The organism is Halomonas sp. 707B3 (assembly GCF_024158645.1).
Classification (GTDB): domain Bacteria; phylum Pseudomonadota; class Gammaproteobacteria; order Pseudomonadales; family Halomonadaceae; genus Vreelandella; species Vreelandella lionensis.
The window spans coordinates 1-11,710 of the sequence record NZ_JAMZBE010000115.1; the positions used below are offsets into that span (position 1 = coordinate 1).

The 11,710-nt window shown below is 55.9% G+C and carries 14 protein-coding genes; 4 read left to right on the forward strand and 10 right to left on the reverse strand.

The features are described 5' to 3' along the window. Positions 1–898: NAD(P)-dependent alcohol dehydrogenase (locus BIS10_RS13875; RefSeq protein ID WP_253506016.1), on the reverse strand; the 898-nt coding region annotated here is incomplete at its 3' end. A 197-nt stretch (positions 899–1,095) separates the two neighbouring features. Here BIS10_RS13875 and BIS10_RS13880 point away from each other — a divergent pair. Next, entirely contained in the window at positions 1,096–1,989 is an 894-nt protein-coding gene (locus tag BIS10_RS13880; protein WP_083024889.1) for an AraC family transcriptional regulator, read from the forward strand. 20 nt (positions 1,990–2,009) lie between these two features. Here BIS10_RS13880 and BIS10_RS13885 read toward each other — a convergent pair whose 3' ends face one another. After that, positions 2,010–2,435 (reverse strand): VOC family protein, encoded by a 426-nt coding sequence (locus BIS10_RS13885; RefSeq protein WP_062360191.1) that lies wholly within the window; start codon positions 2,433–2,435, stop codon positions 2,010–2,012. Positions 2,436–2,616: 181 nt separating this feature from the next. Here BIS10_RS13885 and BIS10_RS13890 point away from each other — a divergent pair, with 181 nt between their 5' ends. After that, positions 2,617–3,492, forward strand: a complete 876-nt coding sequence (locus BIS10_RS13890) for a LysR family transcriptional regulator (RefSeq protein ID WP_083024887.1) — start codon at positions 2,617–2,619, stop codon at positions 3,490–3,492. 47 nt (positions 3,493–3,539) lie between these two features. On the opposite strand, the gene BIS10_RS13895 is transcribed toward BIS10_RS13890, so the two are convergent. Then, positions 3,540–3,764: a helix-turn-helix domain-containing protein gene (locus tag BIS10_RS13895; protein ID WP_083024885.1), complete on the reverse strand. Its 225-nt coding sequence runs from the start codon at positions 3,762–3,764 to the stop codon at positions 3,540–3,542. A gap of 189 nt (positions 3,765–3,953) precedes the next feature. On the opposite strand from BIS10_RS13895, the gene BIS10_RS13900 reads away from it, so the two are divergent. Next, complete coding sequence (locus tag BIS10_RS13900) at positions 3,954–4,166, forward strand: DUF3820 family protein (protein ID WP_054641478.1); 213 nt, start codon at positions 3,954–3,956, stop codon at positions 4,164–4,166. Positions 4,167–4,187: 21 nt separating this feature from the next. Here BIS10_RS13900 and BIS10_RS13905 read toward each other — a convergent pair whose 3' ends face one another. Then, on the reverse strand, positions 4,188–4,538 hold the full coding sequence (locus tag BIS10_RS13905; protein WP_253506018.1) for a hypothetical protein: 351 nt from the start codon (positions 4,536–4,538) through the stop codon (positions 4,188–4,190). 120 nt (positions 4,539–4,658) lie between these two features. Between BIS10_RS13905 and BIS10_RS13910 the strand changes: the two genes are divergently transcribed. Further along, positions 4,659–5,423 (forward strand): DUF1499 domain-containing protein, encoded by a 765-nt coding sequence (locus BIS10_RS13910; RefSeq protein WP_083024882.1) that lies wholly within the window; start codon positions 4,659–4,661, stop codon positions 5,421–5,423. A 16-nt stretch (positions 5,424–5,439) separates the two neighbouring features. On the opposite strand, the gene BIS10_RS13915 is transcribed toward BIS10_RS13910, so the two are convergent. The 6 genes from BIS10_RS13915 to BIS10_RS13940 form a co-directional block, all read right to left on the reverse strand. Further along, the gene (locus tag BIS10_RS13915) at positions 5,440–5,832 is read right to left on the reverse strand and encodes a ribbon-helix-helix domain-containing protein (RefSeq protein WP_083024881.1); all 393 of its coding nucleotides are present in this window, start codon (positions 5,830–5,832) and stop codon (positions 5,440–5,442) included. Positions 5,833–5,924: 92 nt separating this feature from the next. After that, positions 5,925–6,494 (reverse strand): DJ-1/PfpI family protein, encoded by a 570-nt coding sequence (locus BIS10_RS13920; protein ID WP_062372606.1) that lies wholly within the window; start codon positions 6,492–6,494, stop codon positions 5,925–5,927. A 185-nt stretch (positions 6,495–6,679) separates the two neighbouring features. Next, the gene (locus tag BIS10_RS13925; RefSeq protein ID WP_253506020.1) at positions 6,680–7,306 is read right to left on the reverse strand and encodes an SDR family oxidoreductase; all 627 of its coding nucleotides are present in this window, start codon (positions 7,304–7,306) and stop codon (positions 6,680–6,682) included. A 131-nt stretch (positions 7,307–7,437) separates the two neighbouring features. Beyond that, entirely contained in the window at positions 7,438–9,552 is a 2,115-nt protein-coding gene (locus tag BIS10_RS13930; protein ID WP_083024877.1) for a methyl-accepting chemotaxis protein, read from the reverse strand. Between the two features lie 41 nt (positions 9,553–9,593). Next, positions 9,594–10,754 carry an ABC transporter substrate-binding protein gene (locus BIS10_RS13935; protein WP_253506022.1) on the reverse strand — a complete coding sequence of 387 codons (1,161 nt, stop codon included), beginning with the start codon at positions 10,752–10,754 and terminating at the stop codon, positions 9,594–9,596. 104 nt (positions 10,755–10,858) lie between these two features. Further along, positions 10,859–11,470: a flavin reductase family protein gene (locus BIS10_RS13940; protein ID WP_253506024.1), complete on the reverse strand. Its 612-nt coding sequence runs from the start codon at positions 11,468–11,470 to the stop codon at positions 10,859–10,861. Positions 11,471–11,710: the final 240 nt, after the last annotated feature.

Sequence of the window (11,710 nt, forward strand, 5' to 3'; positions counted from 1 at the left end):
CAGCAATACCGCCGATCAAAGAACCCGCCACTACGCGACGCTTGAACACGAGATTGAACGCTTCGATGGCCGGTTCGATAGGCTCCAGCAGCCCGACCAGAATGTGCGTGCCATCGTACTTCAGCGATGTCAGGTAGGGGTTCAAGTCGTGCTGAACCGGAACGGTGTCGAGCATGAAATCGAAGGTTTCAGCGACGGCATCCATCTGCGCCTGATCGCTTGAGACCACTACATGGTCAGCACCGTTACGCTTGGCTTCTTCTACCTTGGCTTCAGAGCGGGTGAACACGGTCACTTCGGCACCCAGCGCTTTGGCCAGTTTGACGCCCATGTGACCCAGGCCGCCCATACCAATAATGCCCACTTTATGGCCTTTACCCACGCCGTGATGCTTCAGCGGCGAGTAGGTGGTGATACCGGCACACAGGATCGGCGCGGCGGATGCAAGATCAATGCCGTCAGGCATTTGCAGAACAAAGTGCTCGCTCACCACGATGGAATCAGAGTAGCCGCCCTGGGTCAGGATGCCGTCTTGGCGGTCCGGGCTGCCGTAAGTCATGGTGAAGCCTTCCAGGCAATACTGCTCTACGCCATCTTTACAGGCGGAACAGGTACGGCAGGAGTCAACCATGCAGCCAACACCGACTAAATCACCGGCTTTAAAACGGCTCACGTCGCTGCCCACGGCAGTGACGCGGCCAACAATTTCGTGGCCCGGCACCACGGGGTACTGGCTCATGCCCCAGTCGTTGCGAGCAAAGTGCAGGTCGCTGTGGCACACGCCACAGTAAAGGATTTCAATGGCAACATCGTCGGGGCGCGGCTCACGACGATCAAAGGTAAACGGCGCGAGCGGCTTTTCAGCGGAAAACGCGGCGTAAGATTTTGCTTGGCCCATGAAAACTCCTTTTTAATGCATCCCGCAGTTGCGGAAAGGTGTTTCTATTATTGGCTGCTTAGCGGGAGATAGCGATGAACGAAGCTACGTTTTTTTTGCTTATTTCTCTATTCATGTGCAATAAAATAACAAAAATAGTCAGAAAAACGTCATAATTCTCGTAACCGATAAGAATCATCTCGCGTAAGGAGAGCCCAGTGGCCAGTACCGCGCATGTCGGCAATGCCCTTGCCGACCTGATTATCCCGCTCGTGAAGGGCGATGGCCCAAGCGCTTCTCGCTTGGAACGTGTCAGCCTACTCTGCCTGGGCAGACACCAGGTGCGTACGCCGCTAATGTACGAGCCAAGCCTCATCATCATCGCCCAAGGGCGCAAAGTGGGTTACCTGGGCGACCGCGAGATTCACTACAACCCGGGGCACTATCTGGTGCAAACACTGCCGCTGCCCTTTGAGTGTGAAACCCACGGCTCGCCAGAGGCACCGCTTCTCGGGGTTTCCGTCAAGTTCGACCCTGCGCTGCTTAACGAGATGGTCACCGCCATGGGGGATATACACCAGCCGCAAACAGCGCCCATGCCGATGGCCTCGGTGGCGATGAATGACGGCATGCAAGCAGCCGTCCTGCGCTTGGCGCGCACGCTGCATGACGACGTAGAGTGCAGCACAATGGGGGATGCAAGGATACGCGATGTAGTGTTTGAAGCGCTGAAAGGCGAGCAAGGCCCTGCCCTGAGGGCGCTGGTGAAGGGGCACGGCAACTACTCACGCATTGTGCAGGTGCTCTCTCAACTGCACACCCACTTTGCGGAAGACTTCTCTGTGGAACAGTTGGCGCAGCAGGCCAATATGAGCGTCTCGACCTTTCACCAGCATTTTAAACAGATTACCCGTGCCTCTCCTGCCCAGTACCTAAAACGGCTGCGCTTAATTAAAGCGCAGCAGCTGCTGTTGCAGGATAGCCACAATGTGAACCAAGCGGCGCTGGCGGTTGGCTACCGCAGCGTGCCACAGTTCAGCCGGGACTATAAGCGCTACTTTGGCGAGTCGCCGCTGCAGCATCGTCGCCAGGAGCAGGCGCTGCGCGCCTGATGGCTCCTGGCGAGCCAAGCTTATTTAGCGAAGATCTGACTCTTATCTTGGAAGGCTTTGAACTCTAGCGCATTACCGCAAGGGTCGAGCAGGAACATGGTCGCCTGCTCGCCTACTTCGCCTTTAAAGCGGATGTAAGGCTCAATGATAAAATCGGTATCGCGCTCTTTTAGACGCGCGGCCAGGGCTTCCCACTCATCCCACTCAAGAATTACCCCGAAGTGCGGTACCGGCACGTTGTGACCATCCACCGGGTTGGTGTGGGCGCTCTCTTGGCCGGGCGTTTTGGGGTGCTCATGAATCACCAACTGATGGCCGAAGAAGTTGAAGTCTACCCAATGGTCGCTGGAGCGGCCCTCTTCCAGACCAAACACGTCATTGTAAAAAGTACGCGCCAAGGCAACGTCGTACACCGGAATCGCTAAGTGGAAAGGGGAAAGGCTCATGGAAATCTCCTGGTGTGTTGCTGTTGTTGGGGAATGTCGCTGGGAATGTCGTTGGAAATGTATTTGTGAATGGCTAGCGCGTTGCGCTACCACCGTGTCACTATCCTAAAAGGCGTGATGCAAAAATAAAATCAATTGTTTTTTGATCTATTCATAACTTTTATTGATGAAAGCATAGACTATGATTCGCGAACTCAAGACGCTCATCGCCGTGGCTCAGCATGGCACCTTTGCGGCAGCAGGCCAGCACATTGGCCTAACGCAAGCCGCCGTGAGCGCGCAGATGAAGCGCTTGGAAGCGGAGCTTGGCGTGGAGCTATTCGAGCGCAGCGGCCGTACGGCGGTACTTACCCAGCGCGGGCAAGAGACGCTGCAACAGGCGCAGGCGCTGCTAGCGTTGTACGGCACCTTGGGGGCGTCATCCGCTGGGCAGGAGGTCGCTACTCGCGTCACCTTAGGGGCGATTGCTTCCATTCAGCGCTCGCTTTTGCCAAACGTATTGGCGCGCTTTCACCGCCAGTTTTCCGAGTGCCGCACCCGGGTAGTGCCGGGGCTTTCGCTTGCGCTGATGAATCAGGTGGATGCGGGGGAGCTGGATATGGCAGTGATCATTCGTCCGCCCTTTTCACTGCACAGCGACCTGCGCTGGCAGCCTCTGGCCCACGAACCGTTTCGCTTACTGGTGCCCCGGCAAATGGCCAGTGATGATTGGCGAGAGCTACTCTCCAGCCAGCCGTTTGTGCGCTATGACCGCGCGTCGTTTGGCGGCCGTCAGGTTGATCGATTTTTAAGAGATAACCACTGCCAAGTGCGGGACGTGTGTGAGGTAGACGAACTAGAAGCGATCGTGCAGCTGGTGACCAACGGCGTGGGGGTGGCGCTGGTGCCGCAGCCAAGCGCCATCCGGCGCTGGCCTGCCGGAGTGCGCGCCATCGATTTGAAAGAGCACACCTTCCATCGCGATATCGGCATCGTTCACCGCGCCAGCGGCCAGCTAAGTGAACCGGCTCTGGCACTGGCCGCCCTGCTGACGCAAGTAGCTAGCGCTACACACTAAAACGCCAGCCCGGAGGCTGGCGTTGGAAAGCACATCACACGCATGGCTTACGCCTCGGTGGTGCTCTCTTCTTCCGTGGTGCCGGACGCTTCTTTAGGCTGTTCATTGGCCTCTGCTTCGTCTTGAACATCGCTCTGCTCAACGCTCTCGGCAGGCAGGTTCATAGGCTCGTCCAACTGCAGCGTTTGCGCCGTGTAGGCACGCACGTCGCTCAACAGCTCAGCCTGTTCGGAGGTGGGGTAGAACCGTTCTTTGTAGGCACGCTTTGTCATGCTGTATAAATATCAGGGTAGTGAGGCGAAGTCAATCTGGCACCGCTACGCGGTGCGCGCTTGTATCACCGCCCGACTGGGCGATGCTTTACGCGCTGTTTGGTAAAAAAATTAGACGAAAATCTAACAAAGAACCTCGACAACAGGAACATAAAATAAAACTTAAATGAGAATGAAAGGAATTAACGCATGAAGCCAGAAGATCTGGAGACGTTGGTGACGCGAAAGATGCCCTTTGGCAAATATGAAGGCTGGATCATTGCGGACTTGCCGGGCCCTTACCTGAACTGGTTTGCCCGGGAAGGGTTTCCCAACGGGGAGATTGGTCAACTGCTGCAACTGATGCATGAAATTGACCATAACGGCTTAAGCGATTTGTTAACGCCGCTGCGCCAGCGCTAACAAAAGTGAGTCACGCGCCCACTAGCGGGCAAGCAGCGCCTGCTCACGCTCTTCGGTATAGCGGGCGCTATGCTGGGCTGGGTCGTTTGGAAACCGGCCTAGCGCAACGGCTTTTTCGAAAAAGCCGCTGGCCGGTAAACCCTCCCCCCGACGGCTGATGACCAGCGTGGCGATCATTGGCCGCCCGGCGGCTACATCCTCTTCCATCAACTGTTCAAGCGCTTGGGCCACCCGTGCAATGGTACGCGGTGGCGTCAGCCCTAGGGTGTTGGCTACCTGCTGATAGGTCATGGGCAGCGCGCTGGCCGGGGCCTGGGTTAACAGTGCGCGTATGGGAGCCGCTAAGGGCGAAGTGGCATGGGAATGGCTCATCAGGGTTACTCTTACGTTCGGGTATCAGGCCAGAAAATAGCCACGCTACCATATCGCTGGCTATGCTGTGGCCAATGTCTGTTATTTCAAACGGTGCTCACAAAAACGCAAGGGGGAAACATGGCCGATAAACTCCACCAGCAACGCCATAAAAGCCGCTGGCCCAAGGTGCTGACGTGGTTCAGTGTGCTGGCGCTAGTGGCAGCGGCACTATTAATGGTGGGTGCTGGCCCGGCCTATCGCTGGGAATGGGTCGGGTTGAGCGAGGCTTTCAACCTTCTGCGTAACGGCGTTTATGCCGCCATAGCAGCGGTGGCGCTTAGCGTGTTAGTGCTGCTCATCAGCGCGATCACTCGGCGTGGAGGAACAGCGTTCGTCGCCATAGCAGTATTAATCGCCACTGCCGCCCTGCTCTACATGCCTTGGCAACAGTGGCAGCGCGCCCAGCAGGCCCCGGTGATTCATGACATCACCACCGACACCCAAAACCCGCCAGCATTTATTGCGCTGCGCGAAGAGCGCGAAGCAGCACCCAACGGGTTAGATTACCCAGGCGATGCCACCGCCGAGCAACAACGGGAAGCCTACCCTAACGTCCAACCCCTGGTGGTGAATGCCCCCGCTAATACCGTGCTCGCTGCCGTTCAAGCAGAAGTCGAAGCAGCAGGCTGGGAGATTGCCGAGATAACTCACGATCGTTTGGAAGCCACCGCCGTGACCCGCTGGTTTGGCTTTGAGGATGATGTGGTGATCCGCTTAACCGAACAGGGCCAGAGCACCCAGGTAGATGTGCGCTCTGCGTCACGGCTCGGCGCCAGCGATGTGGGCACCAACGCGCTGCGTATCGAGACCTTTTTAAATGCGCTGCGCGAGCGGTTGGAGTAACCGCAACATACCGACACTAGTGAACGTGGTTTTTATGCAGCGCGCGCTCACTCAAAGTGATATCACGCAACGTGCTTTCACGGGAAAGAATTTTCTGCGCATCCAGCTCGCCGATGGGCACTGTCACGCTTGGCGGTATATCGCCGCTGAGCTGTAGGGCTTGGTAGCGCAATGCGCATACGCGCAAAAACGACGTGAAATTTCCCAAGTCGTGCCCGGCATCAATCGACTCATGGTAAAGCCGGGTGATCATTTGCGCGGTGTTCATACCATCGCGCTGGGCTATTTCTTCTAGCAGCCGCCAGAAGTAGTTCTCCATTCGTACGCTGGTCACCATCCCGTCGATGCGCAGCGAGTGCGTAGCGCTTCGCCATAGCTCTGGGTCAGCATCAATAAACAGTTTGCACATAACGCCCCCTTGCACTTACTTGCGCCCATTGTATGAGTTCAGCATAGCGGTTGATGTAATGCGCGCCCAACAAGCGGGCGCGCTCCTTCGCTTTACTTGTTCAATAGCGCCATAAACTGCGCCAGCCAAGCTGGATGGGCGGGCCATGCCGGGGCAGTCACAAGATTGCCATCGGTAACGGCATCGGTGACTTCCAAGTTGGCGAACTGCCCGCCAGCGAGCTCGACTTCCGGCTGGCATGCGGGATAAGCCGAGCACTGTTTGCCCTCCAGCACCTTGGCAGCGGCCAGCAGCTGGGCGCCATGGCAGATGGCAGCGACCGGTTTTTGGGTATCAAAGAAGTGCCTCACCATGGCGAGCACTTCTTGATTGAGCCGCAGATACTCAGGTGCCCTGCCACCGGGCACGACCAGGGCGTCGTAATCGGCCGGGTTGATGCTGGCGAAATCTGCATTTAGCGCAAACCGGTGCCCGGGTTTCTCGCTGTAGGTCTGGTCGCCTTCAAAGTCGTGGATCGCAGTGGCAACCGTATCCCCCGAGGCTTTACCGGGGCATACCGCATCGACTTGGTGCCCCACCGCCATCAGCGCCTGAAAGGGCACCATGGTTTCGTAATCTTCTGTGAAATCACCGGTAATCATTAAAATACGTTTGCTGCTCATCTCCGTTCTCCTTGTGATTGTGTCGAGGTGGAGCACACGCAATAGACGTGTTTATTGAGACTAGCAAGCGCCGCGCTCAGGCGGGTAGTACACCCTTACTACACCGTCAGGTCATTTCACTCAGTACAAAAAAGCCCGCTGAGAACCAGCGGGCTTTTGGCTACTTAGTACTTAAATAACGAGCACTAGAGCAGCGCGTCGATAGGCCGCTGGCCATCAAGCAGCGTGACTTCTTGATTGATGAGGCCAGGGGTTTGCACCACACGTAGCAATGCATAGGCCACGTTGGCCCGAGAGATTTGGTTATCCCCCGCTTCTTCGACGGTACTGGCAAACTTATGGGTCGGCGCATCATCGGTGAGGCGGCCTGGTTTTAGAATTACATAGGAGACATCGCTATGACGAAGATGAGCATCCGCCGCAAATTTGGCCGCCATATAGGGGCGCATTTTCTCTGGGGCTTCCAGCGGTTTTTCCGCCCGAATGGCGCTGACCATGATATAGCGCGACAGCCCGTGCTGGCTGGCAATGTCCGCCGCACGAATCGCCCCAAATAGATCGATCATCAACGTTTTATCTGGCCCGGTATGGGGACCAGAACCGGCGGTAAAGACGACTTGATCACAGCCCTCAAAGGCGTGCTCAAAGTCACCTTCAAGATCGCCCACCACGGTTTGAATACCCCGCTCCTGGAACCAAGCGGCCTGCTCCTCACTGCGAATCATGGCTTTAATAGGCGTGCCAGACTGCTTAGCTAGCTCGCAAAACTGTTTACCGATTTGACCATTGGCACCAATCACTAGGGTTGTCATATTGCCTCTTTGTCAGTCGCATTTCTCTTATCAGTGTAGGCAATACGTCTAAAGTTCAACCGCTTACTAAAAAAACAGCGAACACCTTCCGGTGTTCGCTGCTAGCTATCGGTAAAGGTTCAAGCTTTCGATCAGGTCAGGCGGGCGGTATCCTGCTTCGCAGGTAGCGCAGCCTGATGCTGTCCAGGGCTGTGACTCACGTGGAAGCGGCTGACCAGCGTGTGCATATCGCCTGCGCGATCGTCCAAGGTCTGGCTAGCGGTAGAGGCTTCTTGTACCAAGCGGGCATTTTGGTGCGTGACCTGATCCAACTGCGAGATCGCTTGGTTAATCTGGTCGATACCCGCCGACTGCTCTTTGGTCGCTCCGGCAATTTCCGTTACGTAGCGAGTCACTTCGGATAGGCTGTCGATGATCTCCTGCAAGTGGTGGCTGGAGGCATTTACCAGCTGTTCGCCTTCACTCACTTTTTTCACGCTGTCGTCTACTAGGTGGCGAATTTGCGCCGCCTCTTCCGCACTGCGCCCTGCTAGTTTACGTACTTCCTGGGCAACCACCGCGAAACCACGCCCCTGCTCTCCTGCCCGGGCGGCTTCTACCGAAGCGTTCAATGCCAGAAGGTTCGTTTGGAAGGCGATATCATCAATGGCTTTGATAATAGAGGTAATCTTTTCGCTCGCCTGCCGGATATCGCTCATGGCAGCAGTGGTGCGCTTGGCAACATCGCCCGCTGAACGCGCTCGCTCATCCACACTACCGCTGGCACCTTTAGCTTGGTCGGCGTAGTCAGCGGTCTGTTTTACCGTGGCGGTTATCTGTTCCAGGCTAGAGGCCGTTTCAGCCAGCGATGCCGCCTGCTGATCGGTCCGCTGGGAAAGGTTTTCATTACCGGCGGCAATCTGACGGCTGCTCGCGGCAATGGCTTCGGCGCTTTCACGAATTCTCGCCACCATGCCTTCAAAGGTATCCATCATGCGGTTAAATGCCTGGGCCGCTTGCCCGACCTCATCATTACGCTCTAGGGCTAAGCGCATGGATAAGTCGGCATTTTCACCGGCAGCGCCGCTGATGTTCTCCATCTGACGCCGCATGGCCACTAGTGGGCCCAGCACACGCACGAGGGTGCGCCAGCCGAAGATGGCCAATACTACGATGACGCCTAACGTTACCAAAATCAGCAGCGTACGACCTGCGTTAGCCAGGGTTTGGGCTTCATCGCTGGCACTTGCTGCCTTCTCTACCGTGTAAGCTTCAATATCACTGAGCGCATTACGCATTTGCGTGGTGGCCTGGGCAACATTCACCAGAGCCGCTTGCACTTGGGCACCTAACGTCAGCTGCTGCTGGCGTAGGGCGTAAACTGAGTCGGCATCTTCAACCATCAGGCCGTTCAGCTCGACGATGACCGCATCAAGCCGCTTAATCATTTCGCGCTGTACAAACGTGGTGTCCGGCGCAGTGGCGATGGCAGCAAGTGATTGGCGCGCTAGCGAGACTTGCTGAGAAATTTGGTTACTGCGCAGGTTAACCAGCGCATCAACGCTATCAACCTGCATCATTTGGCGCCCTAGGTCTGAAAGAGTGGCAACCGCCATACGCGCGTTGCTACTTAGCCGCCCGACATCCACCTGCGCGCTAAAGATGTCATCTAATAACCGCGTCGGCAGTGTAGTTGTTCCCTCCTGCCGCCAAGCTTCTACTAGCTCACGTTGGATGCGCGCTTCACGCACTTGAGCCAGCGCTGTGCGGCCAGCAATATCTTCGGCGCTGTGCATCACATTGGTAATAGCAGCTTCCATTTGAGCAATCTGTTCGGCCATTTGCACCTGCAGATTCAGCGCATCGCGGCGCACACCTTCCAGCGCCTCATCGCCCGTCAACAGCGCCTGGAAGTGGTTATCCAAAGCAGACAGCTGCCCAGCGGCACCGGTTTCCTCAATATCCGCAAGCCCCTCTCGAGCCTGAGCATAGCGCTCTTCTAATGCGCTGCGGGGAGTGATGTCCGCCAACGCTTGCGTATCATCAGTCGCCAGTAAATCAGCATGCCGCTGTCCAAAAGCGCCCATGGTAAGCACCATGCTGCGGCTAGCGTCCTGCAGCGGCAGCACCTCGTCGGTAATGAAGTGCTGAACGTTAATTAAACGCTGGTTGGTCATCCAGCCCGTTCCTGCTAGCACAATGGCACCCAGTACAGCGGCGACAAAGAGGCTAATCAGCATAGCGCGGATACTTATGGTCTTTTTCATTAGAGTAGTTCGCCGTGTCAGAGAGAATGCAAACAGGAGAGTTACTGAGCTACGCTGGCCCAATCCAACGGCTCGAACTGGCCGTTTCGGATAACCGTAGGCCAAACAGCATCGCTTGCCTGATGGTCATTCGGGCCAAGAGTGAGCGGCTCCCCAACGCCTATATCAATACTGCCAAGGCTTAATAAGCCATCTACAACCGCTTCACGATCAGGGTTACTACCCGCGGCTTTTACACCTTCTACAAACAGCTTGGCCGCAAGGTAGCCTTCCAGAGAGATAAAGTCGGGGGCAGCGTTTGGCGCATACTCTGCCAGCGCTTGGCGATACTCTTCTACCGCAGGAAGGTCAGCATCTAGCGGTGGCACCACCTGCGTCACAATAACGCCCTCTGCTCGTCGTGAACCCAACTCCTCTAACAGCGCCTGGCTACCTACAAACGAGACGTTAAGAAAAAGCGTGTCAGGTAGGTCTTGACGAGCTTCACGGATAAAATCTGCTGCCGGCCCGAAAGTGCCAACAATGATGACCGCGCGTGGTGTGACTGGCGCTTGGAGAATAGTCGCCAAGCCCTGATGGATATTCCGGGTCCCACGGGTAAAGCGGCCATGAACCAAGTTAGCCGTATTGGAGAAGCCCCGCGCTTGCATAGCACTTATCGCGCCGTTATAGCCCGCATCCCCAAAACTATCGTTTTGGGTAAAAAAGGCAATTTCCTCCGGTTGAATACCTGCGCTAAGCAGTCCATCCACCATGGTGGCGGTCTCTTGTACGTAGCTTGCCCGATAGTTGATCACATAGCGGTCCGGTGGCGAACGGCGCAGAATACCTGCCCCTGTGAATGCACCAAACAGCAGTGTTTTCCCTTGGTTATAAATAGGAATGGTGACCGCTGCGGTGGGCGTACCCACATTGCCAACGGCGGCCAGTAGGTTCTCATCACTTACCAGATCACGGGTATGCTTGGCAGCCTGCAGCGGCGCATATTGATCATCATAGGCTTTTAAAGCCAACTGATTGCCGTTGACGCCACCTTCAGCGTTTATCTTGGCAAAGTAGGTATCAATTCCCTGCTGCATACCGATGCCTAACGGGGCAGCCCCCCCGCTTGAAGGGGCAACGATGCCCACCGTTAGTTCTGCCTGCGCCAGTGGCGCTGCTAACAGCCCAACTACCAATAGCCATGTTTTTGTACGCCGCATTAATTCTCCCCCTACGTAGTGCTGCTTTCTACTGTTATCGGCGGAAGAATATACGACTTAAGCCTAGCTAGCCTTAAACAGAATGTAATAAAACGTGTCGTCGGCTAGGCTGGTCGCTCAATGGAAAAACGGTCAGTGATGCGCACGTAGTCGCTGCCCGCTAAGCGGCCTATTGGTTGAAGTATTTCCATATTGACGTGACGACCATCCCATACAGAATCATCTGCATGGATCGCGACTACCTGCACCAGTACTAGGCTGCCTGCCAGTGGCCGGTCACCAAAACGAATGACATCCACCAGTTTGCAACCAAACGCCACCGGTGCCGCAGCTATCCGCGGTACGCTCACGCCCGGCATGGCGGCTTTTTCCAGCCCTGCGAGTACAAACTCATCCTCGCCTCTGGGCAGGCTCGCGCTGGTGGTGTTTAACGCCTCAATAAGTCCTTCCGTGCCCACATGCACCACGCACTCTTCCACTTCATTTAAATTACGCAACGTGTCTTTTGGCTGGGCGCTGCCGTCCAGTAACGGTGAGAATGCCAAAACAGGCGGATCAATGCTGGCAACGTTGAAAAATGAGAACGGTGCAAGGTTGGCGTTACCACGTTTATCTTGGGTAGCCACCCAGGCAATAGGCCGAGGGCACACGCTGCCAGATAGCAGACGGTAAAGCACACCTGCACTCAATGGCGCTTTCTCTAACAGGACATCCATGGGCGCTCCTTTTGAACGGTATTTGAAGGTACTATTTTGTGACGCTCTACTTCGCTTTACGTTTTGCCATTAACTAGGCTGCCCAGCAAGGAAACGGACTATGAATATTGTCATTCCAGATGACTATCAGGATTGTGTGCGAGAGTTATTGTCAAATCTGGTGTATGACCATCAGGCGGCGTCTCTGCCAGTTTGATCATCCACCTGCTCTCCATCCCGAAACTGGACGTTGTCCACGAC